Source organism: Hahella sp. CCB-MM4 (assembly GCF_002260525.1).
Lineage (GTDB): Bacteria > Pseudomonadota > Gammaproteobacteria > Pseudomonadales > Oleiphilaceae > Hahella.
On record NZ_MRYI01000023.1, the window covers coordinates 46079 to 63834 of the forward strand.

At 52.3% G+C, this 17756-nt stretch carries 17 protein-coding genes; 4 read left to right on the forward strand and 13 right to left on the reverse strand.

Going from position 1 to position 17756, the window contains the following annotated elements; translation table 11 throughout:
• The 12 genes from BTA51_RS26330 to BTA51_RS26385 all read right to left on the reverse strand — a co-directional run bounded on the left by BTA51_RS26330 (position 1) and on the right by BTA51_RS26385 (position 14618).
• On the reverse strand, positions 1-1500 hold the full coding sequence (locus BTA51_RS26330; protein ID WP_094712065.1) for a CoA-acylating methylmalonate-semialdehyde dehydrogenase: 1500 nt from the start codon (positions 1498-1500) through the stop codon (positions 1-3).
• A 106-nt stretch (positions 1501-1606) separates the two neighbouring features.
• The gene (gene iolD, locus BTA51_RS26335) at positions 1607-3442 is read right to left on the reverse strand and encodes a 3D-(3,5/4)-trihydroxycyclohexane-1,2-dione acylhydrolase (decyclizing) (RefSeq protein WP_094712066.1); all 1836 of its coding nucleotides are present in this window, start codon (positions 3440-3442) and stop codon (positions 1607-1609) included.
• Complete coding sequence (gene iolC / locus BTA51_RS26340; RefSeq protein WP_094712067.1) at positions 3435-5381, reverse strand: 5-dehydro-2-deoxygluconokinase; 1947 nt, start codon at positions 5379-5381, stop codon at positions 3435-3437. Before iolC ends, iolD begins: the two co-directional genes overlap by 8 nt.
• Before the next feature lie 5 nt (positions 5382-5386).
• Positions 5387-6346 carry a TIM barrel protein gene (locus BTA51_RS26345; RefSeq protein ID WP_094712068.1) on the reverse strand — a complete coding sequence of 320 codons (960 nt, stop codon included), beginning with the start codon at positions 6344-6346 and terminating at the stop codon, positions 5387-5389.
• A 93-nt stretch (positions 6347-6439) separates the two neighbouring features.
• Positions 6440-7381, reverse strand: coding sequence for a sugar phosphate isomerase/epimerase (locus BTA51_RS26350; protein WP_094712069.1), 942 nt, complete (start codon positions 7379-7381; stop codon positions 6440-6442).
• 21 nt (positions 7382-7402) lie between these two features.
• Complete coding sequence (locus BTA51_RS26355; protein WP_094712070.1) at positions 7403-8575, reverse strand: Gfo/Idh/MocA family protein; 1173 nt, start codon at positions 8573-8575, stop codon at positions 7403-7405.
• A gap of 82 nt (positions 8576-8657) precedes the next feature.
• On the reverse strand, positions 8658-9662 hold the full coding sequence (locus BTA51_RS26360; protein ID WP_094712071.1) for a Gfo/Idh/MocA family oxidoreductase: 1005 nt from the start codon (positions 9660-9662) through the stop codon (positions 8658-8660).
• Positions 9663-9672: 10 nt separating this feature from the next.
• The gene (locus tag BTA51_RS26365) at positions 9673-10572 is read right to left on the reverse strand and encodes a sugar phosphate isomerase/epimerase family protein (protein ID WP_094712072.1); all 900 of its coding nucleotides are present in this window, start codon (positions 10570-10572) and stop codon (positions 9673-9675) included.
• A 74-nt stretch (positions 10573-10646) separates the two neighbouring features.
• Positions 10647-11471, reverse strand: a complete 825-nt coding sequence (locus tag BTA51_RS26370) for an ATP-binding cassette domain-containing protein (protein WP_094712073.1) — start codon at positions 11469-11471, stop codon at positions 10647-10649.
• Positions 11468-12499, reverse strand: a complete 1032-nt coding sequence (locus BTA51_RS26375) for an ABC transporter permease (protein WP_094712074.1) — start codon at positions 12497-12499, stop codon at positions 11468-11470. Before BTA51_RS26375 ends, BTA51_RS26370 begins: the two co-directional genes overlap by 4 nt.
• 9 nt (positions 12500-12508) lie before the next feature.
• Positions 12509-13558, reverse strand: a complete 1050-nt coding sequence (locus BTA51_RS26380; protein ID WP_210404930.1) for an ABC transporter permease — start codon at positions 13556-13558, stop codon at positions 12509-12511.
• 85 nt (positions 13559-13643) lie between these two features.
• Complete coding sequence (locus BTA51_RS26385; protein ID WP_094712075.1) at positions 13644-14618, reverse strand: sugar ABC transporter substrate-binding protein; 975 nt, start codon at positions 14616-14618, stop codon at positions 13644-13646.
• Between the two features lie 269 nt (positions 14619-14887).
• On the opposite strand from BTA51_RS26385, the gene BTA51_RS26390 reads away from it, so the two are divergent.
• Positions 14888-15922 (forward strand): LacI family DNA-binding transcriptional regulator, encoded by a 1035-nt coding sequence (locus BTA51_RS26390; protein ID WP_094712076.1) that lies wholly within the window; start codon positions 14888-14890, stop codon positions 15920-15922.
• A gap of 327 nt (positions 15923-16249) precedes the next feature.
• Here BTA51_RS26390 and BTA51_RS26395 read toward each other — a convergent pair whose 3' ends face one another.
• On the reverse strand, positions 16250-16783 hold the full coding sequence (locus BTA51_RS26395; protein ID WP_094712077.1) for a hypothetical protein: 534 nt from the start codon (positions 16781-16783) through the stop codon (positions 16250-16252).
• Between the two features lie 169 nt (positions 16784-16952).
• Between BTA51_RS26395 and BTA51_RS30820 the strand changes: the two genes are divergently transcribed.
• Genes BTA51_RS30820 through BTA51_RS26405 form a run of 3 tightly spaced genes read left to right on the forward strand, consistent with a single transcriptional unit; the run spans position 16953 to position 17709 of the window.
• The gene (locus tag BTA51_RS30820) at positions 16953-17078 is read left to right on the forward strand and encodes a hypothetical protein (RefSeq protein ID WP_256385767.1); all 126 of its coding nucleotides are present in this window, start codon (positions 16953-16955) and stop codon (positions 17076-17078) included.
• 6 nt (positions 17079-17084) lie between these two features.
• A complete protein-coding gene (locus tag BTA51_RS26400; RefSeq protein ID WP_094712078.1) occupies positions 17085-17507 on the forward strand; it encodes a hypothetical protein in 423 nt (140 codons plus the stop codon).
• A complete protein-coding gene (locus BTA51_RS26405; RefSeq protein WP_094712079.1) occupies positions 17497-17709 on the forward strand; it encodes a hypothetical protein in 213 nt (70 codons plus the stop codon). Before BTA51_RS26400 ends, BTA51_RS26405 begins: the two co-directional genes overlap by 11 nt.
• Positions 17710-17756 lie beyond the last annotated feature (47 nt).

Genomic DNA, 17756 nt, shown 5'->3' on the forward strand with positions numbered 1-17756 from the left:
TTACCCCATCGTCGGCATATTGAAATCAGCCCCCGTTCGCATGCCGGTTGGCCAGCGACTCGTAATGGTCTTCATCTTGGTGAAGAAGCGCACTCCATCCGGACCATGCATGTGTAACGGACCAAATAGGGACCGCTTCCAGCCACCAAAGCTATGAAATGCCATCGGTACTGGAATTGGCACGTTAACACCGACCATACCGACCTTGATGTCTTCACTGAATTTGCGCGCAGTATCTCCATCACGGGTAAAGACGGCAGTGCCGTTGCCATATTCATGGTCATTGATAATTTTCACAGCTTCGTCATAACTGTCGACTCGAACAACCGCCAACACTGGGCCAAATATTTCCTCCTGATGTATGCGCATACCAGGCTTCACATGATCGAACAGTGTCGGTCCCACAAAGAATCCTTTACCTTCGTTAATATGGGAAGTATCTCGCCCATCAACAACCAGGGTTGCCCCCTCACCCACGCCCAGATCAATGTAATTGCGAACTTTGGCGGCGTGCTCGGCGGTAATCAAAGGCCCCATGTGAGGTTCTGGTGTACTCATTCCATCACCAATTTTCATTTTGGCTATTTCTTCGGTCAGGTCGTGTATCAAATGATCCGCGGTCTTTTCTCCCACACAGACTGCCACTGAAATCGCCATGCAGCGTTCACCCGCCGAACCATAAGCAGCTCCCATCAAAGAACCAATGACCAAGCTGGGATCTGCATCGGGCATGACCACCATATGGTTCTTGGCTCCACCCAGCGCTTGTGCGCGTTTACCGTGAGCACAGGCAGTGGAATAGATGTACTCTGCAACAGGTGTTGAACCAACAAAGCTGACCGCCTGGACCTCCGGGTCGGTGAGTAACGCATCAACCGCTTCTTTATCGCCATTGACGATATTGAAAACGCCATCGGGCAGACCCGCCTGTGTTAGTAGTTCAGCAAGGCGATAAGTCGTGCTTGGATCTTTTTCGGACGGTTTCATGACGAAAGTATTGCCACAGGCAATGGCGATCGGAAACATCCACATAGGTACCATCGCAGGGAAGTTAAAAGGGCTGATGCCAACGCACACTCCCAAAGGTTGCATCAGAGAATGACTGTCGACGCCCCGGCCAACGTTAAGACTGTGTTCGCCTTTTAGCAGGTGGGGTATGCCACAGGCAAATTCCACCACTTCCAGCCCACGGATCAGTTCACCTTTGGCGTCTGAGAAGACCTTGCCATGTTCGAGGGTGATCAGTGTTGCCAGTTCATCCGCATGGGCCTCAATCAATTCCTTGAATTTAAACATTACCCTGGCGCGGCGCAGTGGAGGAGTCTTCGACCAGCTCTCGAAGGCGTCCGCTGCTGCCTTTATGGCCGCCTGTGTTTCCTCGGCGGTCGATAATCCAACCTGAGCGACGATTTCAGAGTTGGCCGGATTATGAACATCGAGTATCCGACCGCTGTTGATCGGTGATGACTTGCCATTGATGTAGTTTCCGATAACGGTCATAAGGTTCTCCAATAATGCTCTGTTATTTGGGTGCTCTGTCGATAGCGAGATTTCACCCTGGTTGTAGTTCTGGTTTGGCCTGGATTGTTGCTCTGAGCAGACTTGCCTAATCAAAAGTCCGCTGAAAAGCAGCGCTACGGTTGTATTTTTCCCTTGCCTGCTCCAAGCGATCGGGGCCTCCTGTCTGGGGTACGGCAACGTCCCACCAATGACCACCCACACCGGTGCCGGGAGTCGCGTCAGTATCGATAACGATCACCGTAGGTATGTTACGGCCTCGCGCCGCCACCACTTTGGCTTCGAGCTCCGTGATCGACCTCGCTTTTTCGGCGTACGCCCCCATCGCCGCGGCGTGGGCGACAAAATCGATTTCCGGCTGCACTTCGATATTGGTGTCCTTATACATGTTGTTGAATTCAGCGCCACCACACTCAATTTGCAGACGATTGATACAGCCGTAACCACGGTTGTCTGTCAGTACGATGGTAAAAGGCACCCGCCGCATGACCGCAGTTGCCAGTTCTGAATTGGCCATCATGTAGGAACCGTCACCAACGAAGCAGATCACCTCTTTATCCGGCCGCGCCAACTTAATCCCCATAGCGCCGGCTACTTCATACCCCATGCAGCTATAGCCATATTCCATGTGATAGCCTCCCTGCGCAGCCTGCCAAAGCACCTGTAACGCACCGGGCATGGTTCCTGCGGCGCACATAACGACGCTGTTGTCTTGGGCAACCCGTTGCACGGCACCAATCACCTGTACGTCAGTAGGTAAAGCGACCGAGTCTGTCGACGGAGCGGAAGTGACTTGAGCGACTTTATCGAGCCAATCAAGGCGCGACTGCGTATCAAACATCGGTCCACGATAGCCGGAAAGCTCCTTGGAAAGAGCCGCCAAAGTGGCTTTGGCATCTCCGACACAGGGCATCGCGCCATGCTTACCGGCGTCATATCCATGCAGATTGATAGACACCAAACGCCGCCCTCCGTTTTTAAACAATGCCCAGGACCCGGTGGTGAAATCCTGGAAGCGGGTGCCGATACCAATCACCAGATCGGCCTGTTCACAGAGCTGATTGGCACACTGGGAGCCGGTCACTCCGGGCGATCCGAAGTTGAGAGGATGCTTCCAGTCGTTTGCCCCCTTCCCTGCCTGGGTTTCAACAAAAGGAATATTGTGAGTTTCGGCAAAGGACGCCAGCTCAGCCTCGGCTTCTGAATAAATCACACCGCCTCCCGAAACAATCACCGGTTGCTTTGCAGAACGGATCATCGAAACAATATCGGCCAATTCTCGCGGATCAGGTAGCGGGCGGCGGATTCGCCAGGTTTTTTTCGTAAAGAAGCTCTCGGGATATTCAAATGCTTCTGCCTGGACATCCTGGCAGAAGGCAAGACACACTGGGCCGCAGTTGACTGGGTCGGTCATCACCGATAAAGCTCGCGGCAGGCAAGTAAGCAAATGTTCCGGTCGGGTAATTCGGTCAAAGTAGCGAACCAACGGGCGAAAAGCGTCGTTCGCACTGACGGTACCATCGTCAAAGTCTTCAATTTGCTGGAGTACTGGATCAGGCCTGCGGTTGGCAAAGATGTCGCCGCATACCATTAACAACGGCAGACGGTTGACGTGGGCCAGCGCTGCAGCTGTCACCAGGTTGGTGGAGCCTGGTCCGATTGATGAAGTAACCGCTTGCGCGCGCTTTCGTTTATGGGTTTTGGCGTAGGCGATAGCGGCATGTGCCATCGTCTGTTCATTTTGTCCACGCCAGGTTGGGAAAGCCTCCCCGGCTCCATGCAGGGCTTCGCCGATACCGGCGACGTTACCATGTCCAAAAATCGCCCACATGCCTTCAATAAAGCGCTCCCCGTCTTCTGTCATTTGGACGGACAGCCACTTGATCATTGCCTGTGCGGCTGTAAGCCTGATTGTTTTAGCCATTTGCCTGCACCTCATGCTGGTATCCTCGCATCGCTGCGAATCTTGCTTCGTCCCAAATGTCGCAGAGGCGACGAAAGCGGCTCGTCATGTCTGCAACAGCTTCTTCGTCAGAAATTTTTCCGCTCATCCACGCCCGTGCCGCATCGCCGAATATGGTACGCCCCACGGCGAATCCTTTGACCAGATCAAACTTCGCGGCAATGTCGAAGCTTGCCTGCAGTTCTGCTTGGGGGGCATCCAGCCCCAGAACAACGATTCCGCGGGTGTGCCGGTCATGGGATTCGATGGCATCAATTACGTTGCGCCAGGCGTTTTCGTCAGTCATGGGCTCCAGCTTCCACCAGTCGGGATAAACGCCCAGTTCGTAGAACTGATGAATCAGTGCCGCCACCGTTGTGGCATCAACCGGCCCGACTTTCGAAGGGATAATTTCCAACAAAAACTCCAGCCTGTTGCGGCGAGCGCTTTCAAACAGCCGCTTGACGGTCTCCTCCTGAGCAGAGCGAGTGGCTTCGTCATCATCCGGATGGCAAAAACACAGTACTTTGACAACGTTTTCTTTTGCCCATTCCTGCAGGCCACCAAAGTCAGCACCCAGCTCGGGCTCCAATCTCAATGGCCGTGAACCGGGCCATTCTGTCGGCCGGCCAATCCACAACCCGGAACCGGATGCGGCATGCAACGCTGCTTTACCAATCCGGTTGTCGCATAGGATGCCGTAGCCATCGCGACTGTCCTGCACGGCAACAGCCGCTTGCAGGCAAAGCTTCTTGAAAGCTGCACCTTTATCCGGGTGATAGTCGGCCATTTCCTCCAGCTGCAAACGATGATCAAAGGCAAAGACCCGCATGGTCGACCAGTCGCCCCCATTGCGGGTATGGCGGGTGGTCGCCCAATGAATCTGTTCGAGTGTTTGCTCGTTACGCAAATCTGTACGAACCACTCCTCGGTTAAGGAAAAAGCTTAATTCTTTGAGGCTTGGATAAGCCGGTGTGCAACCGTGCCGGCTGACCGCAAAAGCTCCGCAAGCGTTGGCATAACGTAACGCCGCAGGCCAGCCTTCATCGTCCATCCAGCCTTTTAACAATCCAGAAAAGAAGCCGTCACCAGCTCCCAGGACATTAAATACCTCTATCGGGAAACCCTCACCGGTCAGTCCGTCATCTAACGAATCCGGTACGGTCTGTTCCAACGCCACCGCGCCAAGAGAACCACGCTTACACACCAAAGTGGCTTCCGAATGTTCTCTTACCCTGCGCAGGGCTGATACGGTATCCACTGAACCGCCAGCAATATGAAATTCCTCTTCAGTACCGACAATTAGATCAAACCAATGCAGCGTCGAAAGCAGTTTTTCGGTGACTTTTTCACTGGCCACAAAACGGCTTTCTCCCTCCCCGTGGCCGGCAACCCCCCAAAGGTTTGGACGATAATCGATATCGAGTGCGGTGCGGAGTCCATGTTTTCGAGCCAGTTGCAAAGCTTTTACAACAGCCGCTTCGGTGCGGGAGTGGCTTAAGTGCGTTCCGGTTACGACCAGGGCGCGAGCTGAAGCGATCAGCGATTCGTCAATATCGTCCTCGCAAAGAGCCATATCGGCACAATTTTCCCGGTAGAAAATCAGAGGGAACTGATCTTCATCGCGGATTCCCAGGATGACCAGGGCTGTAAGCCTTTCCGGATCAACTTTAACGCCGTCTATGCAGACTCCTTCACGCTTTAATTGCTCAAGAATAAAGCGCCCCATATGTTCATTGCCCACCCGTGAAATGAGCGCTGATCTTAAACCCAGCCTGGCAGCGCCGCAGGCGATATTGGTTGGGCTGCCGCCGATGTATTTTTCAAAGGAGCCCATATCTTCAAGTCGGCCACCAATTTGTGTCCCGTAAAGGTCAACGCCTGCACGGCCGAGGGTAATGACATCGAGTTGCTTGTTCATAACGGTCAAAATCCTGTCTGCAATAGATAGTTTCGTGATGCGGTCAGGTCGCGAAGTATTGAGCCGGCGTTGCGAGGATCTCGCTCCTGCTCAATAGTGATGTAACCGCGATAACCCTTTTCTGCCAAAAAGGAACGGATGGCCGGGTAGTCGATTGCGCCCTGCCCGATAGCGCACATGACACCCTTCGCACAGGCGTCAAAGAAACGGATGTCTTCCTTCATCACCTCGGCATAAACCTGTGCGTCGATGTCTTTGAAGTGAATGTAATCAACCCGTTGCCAGTAGCGGCTCAATGCCTCCCTGGGATCCATGCCCGCATACAACAGGTGACCGGTATCCAGGCATAGGCCCGCCGTGTCCAGATGGATGTCCTCCACAATCTTCGCCAGCTCATCTTCGAATTCGATGTAACCACCGGCGTGAGGGTGAATCACTGCACGAATGTTGTACTTGTCTCTAGCCAGCTCCGAAATCGCACGGATGTTGTCGATAAGATTCTGCCACCGGGTCGAATCCAGGCGCGGCGCCCTATCGGAATGACCGGCAGCGAAGTCACGTTCGTCGTGCCCCCAGTCCATCACCGTCAGGTAGGGCGCTTGGGGGCCGTCTTCTCCATGTTTTATTGGCTGTTTTTTCAGTGAGCGGGTCTTCTGCGGCCGAGGCAGTTGGCTCAGCAGCCCGCAGATCTCATCTGTTTGTCGCAATAATTGATCACGGTTGGTAATACTGACCAAGTCATCAAAAATAGTGCCGGCAACGATGCTCAACCCTCTATCCCGCAGAGCCGAGGACAGAACGCCCACGTCCAGCGGCATATAACCGTAAGGTCCAAGCTCCAGACCTTGAAAACCAGCCTTAGCAGCCTCATCCAGCACCTGAGTCCAGGCTGGCAGGTGCGGATTCGAAATGTCATCCACTCCCCAGCAACAGGGCGCACAGGTCAAAGAAATGGACATCGTCATCACTGATCTCTCTGTTCTATTCAGCAGCCTGAAAAAAGCAATCGTTTAAAAAAGTCCGCAAAGCGGGACTGGTATTGCTTTGCGGACAAGTGGTCAGCGAATGATGGTCGCCTGGAGAGCGTCAATAGACGACTGAATACCGGCTTCGGTAGACATCGTAAAATCTTCCATCTCCAACGAAACCCAGTCGTTGTAGCCCATCATTCCAACCACCGAGAAGAACTCTTTCCACCATTGCAGATCGTGCCCTGCACCTACCGCAACATAGTTCCAGGATCGGCTGGCAACGTCAGTCACCTCACGCAACTCAAGCAAGCCGTTAATATCTGCCAGACCACGTTCTATGCGGGTATCCTTGCCGTGAACGTGATGTATCGCATCGCCTAATGCTCTCGCTGCGGCAATGGGGCAAGCCCCTTTCCAGAACAGATGCGAAGGATCGAGGTTCATGCCGACCATAGGGCCGACTTCATTGCGAAGACGGAACAGGGTGTCCGGATTCCAAACCAACATGGCGGAGAAATTTTCCAGTGCATACTTTTCCACGCCAACCTGGGTAGCCAGGCTGACCAGATCGCGCCATAAAGGAAATGCCCTGTCTTCCCACTGGTAGCGATCTCGCTCCGGCATTTCATCCGGCCAGCTCTTGGTGTACACCAGCCAGTTAGGCACCATATCCCCGGGTGCAGCCTCCGGTAGACCGGACATGGTGACAATTTTCTTCACTCCGATTTCGCCCGCCAGACGAATGGTGTCTTCCATCTCACGACGGTGGCGTTTGCCCATCTCACCCGGATCGAGTGGATTGGCAGAGCAATTCAGTGCAGCAATTTGAAGCCCGCGAACTTCAATTTCTTTCAGTTTTTTTCTCAAAAGAGCCTTGTCTTCGAGAAGTTCCTGGGCTCGGAAATGCGGGGCCCTGGACCATCCGCCGCCAGTCATTTCCAGCCCTTCAACACCCAGGCTGACACACTTGTCGAGCATGTCGGTAAACGACAGATCACCCATGACATCGGTACAAATTGACAGTTTCATCTTGCGTTTCCTCAAACAAAATTATTGATAATCAATCCACACCGCGCCGTCATTGGCTGAACGGACGCAGTTTTCCAGCCAGCGGACACCTTCGGTGCCCGCATCGATGCCGGGATAGTGATGGTCTTGTAAAAATGCTTCGTCACCGCGCAGCTTGGCGTCGATGGCTTGGGCAATCCAAAGGTAGATGTTGGCCCAGCTGTCGCCGAGACCTTCCGTGTGCAAGGCCCCCATACGGTCAACAGCCAGACTTTCGTCTTCCAGATAAGGCATTCCGTGATGCAGGATGCGATTCGGCTCTCCCTGCACTTCATAAATCAGCTGATCCGGGTGGGAATCGGACCATTCGACAGAGGCTTTGGCCCCAACAAAACGGTAACGCTGGGAACCCATATTCCCCGCATTGACCGAAGACACCCAGAGTCGTCCGCGAGCGCCATTGTTGTAATGCATCAAAACTGTCGCATGGTCTTCCAAAGGCTCCCTGCTCGGTATAAATGCCTTACGATCACACATCAGTCTGTCGATTTTCAGATGTGGCAGCACAACTTCGGACAGGTAGTAGAGATGGGTGCCAATGTCACCAAGAACAAAGGTTGAACCTGCAGTTTCCGGATTGGTGCGCCACTTCACGGCTTCCGGGGCATCAGTATCATCGCCGGCGTTAAATCCATGGGTGTACTGCATGTCAATAATTCGAATATCACCAAGCATTCCCCTGGCCACCATGGCAGCCATCTGATGAACCAGAGGGTGGCCGGTAAAACCGTATGTCACGCCGACGATCAGGCCCTTTTCTTCCGCCAGTGCGCGAACTTCTTCGCACTCCTGTACCGTAAAGAACAATGGCTTTTCACAGATCACGTGAATTCCGGCTTGCAGCAGCGCTTTGGTAATCTCAAAATGAGTGAAGTTCGGTGTCGCAACCGATACTACCTCCACGCCATCCTCAAGGGTGGACTCTGCGGCGATCAGATCCATGTATGTGGCATAGCAGCGATCTTCCACAACTCCCAGATTGCGGCCGAAGTCCCGACCACGTTCGGCATCCAGATCAAAAGCTCCGGCTACCAGTTGATAAGTCCCGTCGCGTAGGGCTCCGGTACGATGCTTGTATCCCACTTGTCCGGTACGGCCACCACCGACCATTCCCCAACGCAGCGGGCGAGAAATTGTGCGTTCACCATTAATCATTCTGTTCACCGTGAATCATCAAGTTCACCGAAAAAATGAGCCAAACTCCTGCTGTCTTGAATTTATCTGCCAGCGAGTATGCTTATGCTTCGTAAAGCGCCGGTTTGGATATCGTGTTAACTGCTTCATAATGCCCACTGGTTACCGCTCGCAGCGCAGCATCAGCTGTCAGCGTCGAGACGTAGCCATCCCAGGCACTGGGGCCGGTGGCTCCACCGTCACGAGCGGCGGCAATCCACTCACGGAATTCCTGGTCGTAAGCCTCGATAAAACGTTCGCGCCAATCCACCGGAATGCGCTGTCGAATGCCATGACGGTCAGAAATGACTGTTGCCGGTCTATTCGGTAGCGCCGCCACCCCATTTTCACAACTGACCTCACCGCGGATGTCGTAGCCGTAGTCGATATTCACTGAAATTTCGACGTCGACGATGACACCACTGGCCATGCGTAGAAGAACGAGCGTCGGATCCCGTAATTCGCCTCCACGGGAAGAGCGTTTAGGAATGCGTACTTCGACACCGACAATTTCGTCAGACAACAACCAGCGGGAGATATCGGCGTCATGCACCAGGGTGTCATTGAGCGGCATTTCGGAGGTATACAGACCTTCAGGTACGCTGGCGTTGCGATGTACTGAGCGATACATGAGCGGGGCACCAAGATAGCCTTCATCAATCACAGCTTTCAGGTTTCGGTAGTCCGCATCAAAGCGCCGCATGAAGCCGACCTGGATCAGACGACGTCCTAACGCCACTTCGGCCTCGATCACCTTCAGAGCCGCGGCCTCAGAAGTCACCATCGGTTTTTCGCAGAACACTGGCTTTCCAGCCGCGATACAGTCCAGCAACTGCTCCTCATGGGCAGCGCCCCAAGAGCAGATCACGACGGCTTCTACCATGTCTGCACGAATCAGTGCCTGTGGGGTATCAAACACTTCTGCCCCTGCCGGTGCAGCCTGGGATGCCCGTGCCTGATCGATATCACTGACAGCGACGACCTCAACATCCTGCAGCACCTTGGTCAGGCGACGAATATGGTCCTGGCCTATCATGCCGGTACCTATTACTCCAACACGTAAAGTCATAACGTCACCTTCACTTAATGTATTTGTCGATGTAGCGCTGCATTTCGTTGCGCATGAATATTCCGCTTTGATCAGCCTTTTCTTCCCAGGCAAATACACAGGCCGTCATGATGCCGTCGAAGCCGATCTCACCTAAGGTGCGGTAAAAATCGTCCCAGGGGACTTCACCCTGCCCCATATTCAGGTGCTGGTGTACGCGGGCAGTCGAACCCGGCGGATTGATGATATAACGCAGGCCTGAACTGGCTTTGTGGTTGAAGGTGTCGGCAATATGCACGTGGGCCAACACATCAGCACACTCTCGGAGCATGGCCACAGTGTCATCACCGAAGTAGAAGGTATGCGGTGTACAATAGAGGAACTTCACGTTCGGTGAATTCACCGTGCGGATCAAGTCCACCGAAGGCTGCAGGGTTTCCACCCAGTCTTCCGGATGCGGTTCGATATGCAGGTTGATGCCTTCACGCTCAAAGATCGGTACCAGTTCTTCCATCGAACGCCACCAAGCGTCTTCACAGGCTTCGATCATTGAGCCGGTGTGGCAGCAATAACAGGTGCCCTTGTCCGGATGAGGTCCGCGACCGAATTCGGAATTCATGGTGTCGACGCCCATCTCAACAGCAATCTCGATGGCTCGCTTCCAGTGCCGGACGGCAGCTTTGCGCTCTTCCTCATCGTTGGATGCCCACCGGTACATCGGCAGTAAAGTGGCAATACCAACCCTGGCGTCAGCCAAGGCTTTTTTGAATGATTTGATACGATCCGGGAACACACGCGGAGCCTTGAACCATTCAAGAAAGTCGCCGCGCGGACTCAGTTCAATCCAGTCGTAACCCAGCTCAGCCACCTTTGACGGTAACTGTTCCAGACTTAAATGCCGGTGCATAAAGGGGTCTAGAGTAATCTTCATAAGAATTCTCCATATAAGAGCTAGCGAAAAATATTCTTTGGATCGGGCGTCAACCGGACGATTGACGCCCCGAATCAGTGTGCCGGGGGTGGCGGATGACCTTCATGAGCCGACATATAGCTCTCGATCTCACCTTCCAGATCGGCCATGGCTTCACCTCCGGCCATCAGATCCGTAATCTCCTCGCGAGTCTTTTCGCCCTTACGGAAGTCGGCCGCCAGTGCTCCGCGAATCAAGACAGCAAAATGATCTCCGACCGTCATCGCATGCATCACCTGGTGAGTGATAAAAATCACAGCCAACCCGCGCTTGCGTGCTTCAAACACAATGCGCAGCACATGGGTGGCTTCCTTTACGCCCAGCGCAGCGGTGGGTTCGTCGAGAATGAGTACCCGGGCACCAAAATGAACGGCTCGGGCAATGGCGAGTGACTGGCGCTCACCGCCGGACAGCCCCCCGATCAAACGGTCGCCGTCATCGATGCGTGTGATCCCAAATTCCTTGACCGCTTTAACTGCCGTTTCGTTGGCTGTTTTCCGGTCAAAGATGGTGAAAGGCCCAAATTTTTTGGTGGGTTCAACGCCGACGAAAAAGGAGCGTCCGATCGTCATTAGAGGAAAAGTGCCCCCGAATTGATGGACCGTGGAAATACCCCGGCTAGCGGCATCCTTTGGACAATCGAAGGAAACTTCCTCTCCGTCCATAAGCATCTGACCGCTGGTGGGCTTGTGAACACCGGCCAGGGTTTTGATCAGTGTTGACTTGCCCGCGCCGTTGTCGCCGAGCAAACACAGCACTTCACCAGCATGGACCTTTAGCGAGATGTCATGAAGTACATCGATCGGTCCGAACGACTTATTAACGTTTTTCAATTCAAGTACAGGGTTGGTCGTGTTCATGCTGCCGCCCTCGTAGTATTCAGTTTTTGTTTTTCCTTCTTCGGTTTACTGCCAGTCAGCGCCATCTTGCGGAAGCTGTTGTTCATGACGACCGCCACCAGTAGCATCACGCCGATGATCAGGCTGGACCAGTTGCGGTCGATATCGGTGAAATAAATACCTTGGGTGACCACGGCAAAGGTCAGGGTTCCGAAGAAAATTCCGATGATGGAACCAAAGCCTCCAGTGAGGAGCACGCCGCCAACCACCACGGAGACCACGGCGTTGAAGATGTAGTTCATGCCGCCGGAAACCTGAGCGGAATTGAACAGGATCGCTCCGCACATTCCGACAAAGGATGCACTGGTGGATGACAGTACAAATAGCCAGATCGTCAGCCTGTCGGTTGGAATCCCTGCATTACGGGCACTGTCCCTATCACCGCCCATGGCGAAGATCCAGTTTCCATAACGTGTGTAATGAACAATGAAGAAGTAAACGGCTGTCAGGCCGATCCACCAAAGGATGATGATCTGATAACTGCCACCGACAAGGTTACCGAAGATGGCTTTGCTCCATTCGGGGGCCGACAATGCAACACTCGCATTCCCTGTCAGTAGAACGGATGCACTGAGGATGACACCCTGCATAGCCACAAGAGTGCCAAGTGTCACAATGAGTGACGGCACCGAGGTACGCACGGTCAGCAAACCGTTGACCAGGCCCACGGCAACACCAAGCGCCAATGCCCCCAGGATGCCGACAATGATCGGTAGCTCATAATAGCCGGAGAGAATCGCCACACTCATGGAGCCGGCGGGAATCATCGCACCGATGGAGATATCCAGTTCACCTGAAATCATCAGCAGACCGACAGGCAGGGCAACCACACCAAGATTGGCGGCAAGGTTGACCCAGCTGGCAGCGCCGATAAAGTTGCTCAATTGCACGCCACCAAAGATAACGAAGAATAGAATGACAGCGACAAAGCTCATCACCGAACCAGCTTCAGGACGGGTGACGAATTTAGACAGAAATTGAGTTTTCATCGTCAGGCCTCACGCTTTCTTTTTGCTTGAATAGCTCAGTGCCGCGCGGCGGAAAGAGTCGTTGGTAATAACCGCTACCAACAACAGCGCACCAATGATGACACTGCCAATGTTCGGATCGAAATCGGTGAAGTAGATACCCTGGTTAACCATGGCAAAGGTCACGGTGCCCAGCAGAATGCCGATGATTGAGCCGAAGCCGCCTGTCAGTAGTACGCCACCGATGACGACACACATGATCGAGTTGAAGATAAATGCCTGGCCGCCGGCCACTTGGGCGCTCTGGTATACCATGGCCTGAGACACACCGACGAAGGCTGCGCAGAATCCGCTTGCCATAAACAGACCGATGGTGAGCTTCTCAGTTGGAATGCCGGCATTGCGGGCGCTTTCCCGATCACCGCCCAGAGCAAAGATCCAGTTGCCGAATGGCGAAATATGGAGGATGTAGAAAAACACCGCCACAAATGCCAGCCACCAGAAGATGGTGACCTGGAACATCCCGCCGACAAATTGGCCCAGCAGCATCTGCGACAATTCACTGGGCACAATCGAGGCACTGGTGGAACCGGTGAGCAGTACCGCAAATCCGAGAGTTAATCCCATCACGGCGAACATCATGCCAATCGAAACAATCAGTGAAGGCACCTGGGTTTTCAGGACCAGATAACCATTGATGAAGCCGACCAGCATTCCAAAACCCAGCGCTGCTATGATGCCGACGGGCTCCGGTAGACCAAAACTTCCGGAGGTGATGGCAAGCGTTAGTGAAGAAGCGGGAATCACCGCTCCAATGGAAAGATCCAGTTCGCCGGCAATCATCAGCAAGCCTATCGGCAAAGCGACGATGCCAATTTCAGCGGCAATGTTTAACCAACTGGCAAAGCCTGCCGGAGATAGGAACACCTGCCCCGCGGCGAAAACGAAGAATAGAAATACCGCGATCATTCCCAGGAAGGATCCCATTTCAGGGCGGCGTGCCAACCGGCCTAATTGCGGCATGCTGAAGCGGCTGGCGGTCGACATGTGCGCGGTTTTATTTTGATAGACTGAGGCCATGATTTTCCCCTGCATCGAAGCTGTCAGATTGCTTTAGCCAACAGACAGCCCGGAGCTAACTGTTGTGAGTTCTTCATAGCTGGGATTAACGGGTGCCTTTTTTGACGCCATCCAGAGTCGCATCGACATTGGAGGCATCAACAATACCCGGACCGGTCAGAATTTCCCGAGTGGGCACACTCAAACCGTAGTTAACATATCCATTGAGAATTGAGACCGCGAGGAAGCCTTGCAGGTAGCCCTGTTGGTCAATGGCAAACAACTGCTTACCGGACTTGATGTTGTTGAGAATGGTTTCGTCCATGTTCAGGCCACCGACCTTGACCCGCCCCATTTTACCGGCCTGCATGACGCCGTTAATGGAAGCGTTGGCATCAACGTTGCCGATGGTGTAGATACCGGTTACCTGGGGGTTTTTCAGCAGGTAAGCCTTCACGGCCTGGGCTACAGAGGTTGCGCTGCCAAAAGAAGTTGCCGGCAACGGCAGAGTGTCACCCGTACCTCCAGCCTCCTTAATGCCGTCGGTCATACCTTTACAGTTGGCTTCGATGTTGGCGGCTCCTGGCAAGGTATTGATGCAAACCAGATGTTTCTCGCCCTTCTTGGCAAAGTATTTCCCGGCGGCGACGCCTGCTTTGTAGTCGTCACTGCCGACATAGTTCATCGCTCCAAGGCGATTAGCGGCACCGATGCCACCGGCGTTATAAATAATCAACGGGATCCCTGCCTTCACAACAGCCTCAAATGCAGGTTCCATCGCTTCGGGCACCCAGTTTGGACCGACAATGGCATCCGCTCCCTGTGAAATAGCCTGACGGATCAGTTCTGCCGCATCGACGCCGAGGTTGTCATAGTTCTGGGGACCCAACCAGGTTACCGAACCGCCTTGTGCTTTCACCACAATGGCCGCATCTTCCGCGCCGTGCTTCACAATTGACCAGAAAGGATCGTCCGGTTTTCCACCGATCACAAAGATATTGGCAGCCATGGTAACCGTCGTCGCGCAAGCAGCGATGGTGGCTACAACAGCCTTTGAAAATTTAGTAGTCAAGGTACTCATTGTTATTTTCCTCTTTACTTATTGTTTTCACCCGAACTCTACGAAGGGTTATTTTTTGTACACAACCAAGACTAGCAAAATGGAATTTTTATGGAATAATAATTCACTGGAAATGATACGATTGTGTCATTTAATGTCATTCAAAATGACACTTTTTAGAAGTGATAATTTATGGATGAATTAGCTCCAAAACATGAGGGAGCGGTATATAAGCCGGGAAGCTGATATAGAAGCTAGAAAGCATTATTAGAATAAAAATGAGGTTCAGCATGAAAAGGCCAACCATCGCGGATGTTGCCGCCGAAGCAGGCGTATCGATATCAACGGTAAACCGAATTCTTGGTGGCAAGGGGTCTGTGAAGAACACCACCATCCAAAAGGTGCAAAGTGCGGCTGAAAAGGTCGGCTATTATGGGTTGGGTGTTATCAAATACAGGCTCAACGAGGCAACTCCCACCTACCGCTTTGGCTTTCTCTTGCAACAGTCTCACCGCCCCGTGTATCAACAGTTCAGTAAAAGAATCGTTGAAGCCTGTCACCGACGTAATAATGAGATCGTCAAACCCCTGGTCGATTTTGTTGACCTGTTGACACCCGAAAATATCGCCGCCCGCCTGAAAGCCCTGGGGCATGAATGTGATGCGGTTGCTGTGATCGCCGCCGACCACCCGGTCATTGGAAATGCCATTCGTGAACTCAAGGAAATGGGTAAGCCGGTGGTTTGCTATATTACGGACCAATCCTCTCCTGATCGTGCAGCTTATGTCGGAACCGACAACTGGAAGCTGGGCCGTACCGCCGGGTTTCTCATGTCCAGAATGACTCACAGACCAGGCCGTGTGGCGGTTTTTATCGGCCACCACCGGTATCAATGTCAGGATGCAGCCGACGCCAGTTTCCGCTCCTATATCCGGGAACACGCTCCCAACCTGCTGATCGGAGAAAGCCGCCCTACCCACGAAGTCCCGGATCAGGCCTATCGTATGGTTAAAGATCTGTTGGCGAACAGTGAAGACCTGATTGGCATTCTGATTGTCGGCGGCGGCATATCCGGCGTCTTGAGAGCCCTGCGCGAAGTCCCGGTCGAACGCCGCAAGAACATCGTACTCGTCTGCCGGGATATGGGACCTGAAACCCTCAAAGGCCTCGGCGAAGAATTAGTCACCGCCTCACTCTGCCATCCACCGAATGCCACGCCGGATTTACTGGTGGAAACGATGATTGATGTTGTTAATCAGGACACCATTGACTCGCCCATTCAGCGAACGATCCCGTTTGATATTTTGACGCCGGCTAATATTTAAGATGCCGATTCGGGAAACTGGGATAGCTCTGAGGATTAATAGACGCTGTTTACTGGGATACCGATTGGATCGACACGCTCTACTCTACAACTAAGCTAGACCGGCAATTTCAAATTGGGTCAATTTATGAACTGGTGGATGCCATTCAAAAGACATCATTCGAAGAGCAGCTCAAAATGTTGGCAGCTTCAGGCAAATATCGCCATCATCGAGCGGCGGAGGATGTCAGGATGATTTATGAGGCCTTCACGGTAACTTTGAAAGGCGTTTTGACTGCATTGAGATAAGGGCGGGAACGATGTCTAGGACTGGTCGCCCTTCCTCCCTTTACACTAGCTCTCGATCAAAAATGAGTCCTTTGAGATTGAGGACATTCACCAACTCTCGAAATTCATCCGTACAAAATATCCGAGAATACTTGTCGAAATCGGTTTTAATTATCAGTTTGTCTGTGCTGTTATTTTCAAAAGCGATTCGGGTTACTCCGACTTGAACGCCATCCGCAATTTCCGCCTCACTATTGATTTTATCTACGCCCTCTGCTGCCATTACATTGAACACATACCAAGTTCCATTTTCCGTCGAAACAGGAAGAAACTCGCCATAACTTTCCAGTTGGCCTTTCATATGATCAAAAGCCGTTTTAGAAAAGACAAGGTGGGTATACCAACAAGATATATCAGGTACTAGGCTTTCTTTGGCGGTGTCGTCATTTTGTTGTAGTGAACCTGATACATCTTTCCAGCTGCCAGCCAAAGACTGACCGGGAGTAGACCCGCGCATTAGCCTGACAACAACCTTCCCTGGAATATGTAGTGACATATAGTGCTCAGAGTTCAATTCAACTCGGTAAATAGTCATTACTTTTCATCCTTACGTTCTTCATAACATTGGCGGAAAAGTTTAACCCAGAAAGCCGATTGTTCTAGATCAGACCGTTTGGTAGTTTCCATTTCGTTTATACACATTAGCAGCAGGGAACACTGCTTCCTCTGTCATAAATGGACATCACTCAAGGAGCAGAAGAATTATGACGATTTGTATTTACTTCATCGACACCGTTGACGGTAATACCACCTCTAAAGGCGTCCATAGAAGCGTAGCCAAGCAGCTACACTACCCCATCCCCACCTCTTTCGAATTCAACAAGAGATAAGTTTCAATGATCGCACAAGAAGACCTCTACATCATGGATGTCGTAGAGTTTGGAAAATACCTGTTTAGAATGGGGAATACCACCTGGCCTGCATTCACTGAACAAAGAGCCAGAATAGACGTTGTTATCGTAAAGCAAAACGGCATAGAAACGGTTATAGCGAACGGCAATGGATTCTCTGCATTTGACCACTTAACTCCAATTATGAGAAAACCAGGAAAGAAGGTCTGGCGAATTATGAAAGGGGCGAATCTTCCAGCAGAGCTAAGGTTGGTAAAAGATCTTCGACCTGGCCACGAAGGTCATTATATGATTGCCCCCTCACGAAATATGCCTTTAAAAAAATTCCTAGGACTTATGGAAGAGTTGGGGTTGGATAAGTCACGAGTACAAATTCTTTCAGAAGGAGACATAGCAAATGTCAAATAAAGGTATTCATCCTATCGTTAGCGAATACAACCTGCTTTGGGAAGCACTAAAGTATTATGAGCAGCGACTGGAGCAGTTGTCGTTTGCGGAAACAGATGAAGATCAGCAACTAACATACGACGAAAAGCTCCAAGACATTGAAGGCATCTTGGCTTCGCTTAAGTTGGCAGCGAAAGAGGATTATGACTTAGATCTTGAATAGAAGTCAGACGCATTGAAGCCCTAGCGCTATGTATTTAAAAGCCACCA

Excerpts from the sequence above, each read along its gene's own strand:
- iolC (WP_094712067.1), bottom strand. The coding sequence starts at position 5,381 with ATGAACAAGCAACTCGATGTCATTACCCTCGGCCGTGCAGGCGTTGAC.
- BTA51_RS26380 (WP_210404930.1), bottom strand. The coding sequence starts at position 13,558 with ATGGCCTCAGTCTATCAAAATAAAACCGCGCACATGTCGACCGCCAGC.
- BTA51_RS26330 (WP_094712065.1), bottom strand. The coding sequence starts at position 1,500 with ATGACCGTTATCGGAAACTACATCAATGGCAAGTCATCACCGATCAAC.
- BTA51_RS26355 (WP_094712070.1), bottom strand. The coding sequence starts at position 8,575 with ATGATTAATGGTGAACGCACAATTTCTCGCCCGCTGCGTTGGGGAATG.
- BTA51_RS26405 (WP_094712079.1), top strand. The coding sequence starts at position 17,497 with ATGTCAAATAAAGGTATTCATCCTATCGTTAGCGAATACAACCTGCTT.
- BTA51_RS26390 (WP_094712076.1), top strand. The coding sequence starts at position 14,888 with ATGAAAAGGCCAACCATCGCGGATGTTGCCGCCGAAGCAGGCGTATCG.
- BTA51_RS26395 (WP_094712077.1), bottom strand. The coding sequence starts at position 16,783 with ATGACTATTTACCGAGTTGAATTGAACTCTGAGCACTATATGTCACTA.
- BTA51_RS26385 (WP_094712075.1), bottom strand. The coding sequence starts at position 14,618 with ATGAGTACCTTGACTACTAAATTTTCAAAGGCTGTTGTAGCCACCATC.
- BTA51_RS26345 (WP_094712068.1), bottom strand. The coding sequence starts at position 6,346 with ATGACGATGTCCATTTCTTTGACCTGTGCGCCCTGTTGCTGGGGAGTG.
- BTA51_RS26370 (WP_094712073.1), bottom strand. The coding sequence starts at position 11,471 with ATGAACACGACCAACCCTGTACTTGAATTGAAAAACGTTAATAAGTCG.
- BTA51_RS26375 (WP_094712074.1), bottom strand. The coding sequence starts at position 12,499 with ATGAAAACTCAATTTCTGTCTAAATTCGTCACCCGTCCTGAAGCTGGT.
- BTA51_RS26360 (WP_094712071.1), bottom strand. The coding sequence starts at position 9,662 with ATGACTTTACGTGTTGGAGTAATAGGTACCGGCATGATAGGCCAGGAC.
- BTA51_RS30820 (WP_256385767.1), top strand. The coding sequence starts at position 16,953 with ATGACGATTTGTATTTACTTCATCGACACCGTTGACGGTAATACCACC.
- BTA51_RS26400 (WP_094712078.1), top strand. The coding sequence starts at position 17,085 with ATGATCGCACAAGAAGACCTCTACATCATGGATGTCGTAGAGTTTGGA.
- iolD (WP_094712066.1), bottom strand. The coding sequence starts at position 3,442 with ATGGCTAAAACAATCAGGCTTACAGCCGCACAGGCAATGATCAAGTGG.
- BTA51_RS26350 (WP_094712069.1), bottom strand. The coding sequence starts at position 7,381 with ATGAAACTGTCAATTTGTACCGATGTCATGGGTGATCTGTCGTTTACC.
- BTA51_RS26365 (WP_094712072.1), bottom strand. The coding sequence starts at position 10,572 with ATGAAGATTACTCTAGACCCCTTTATGCACCGGCATTTAAGTCTGGAA.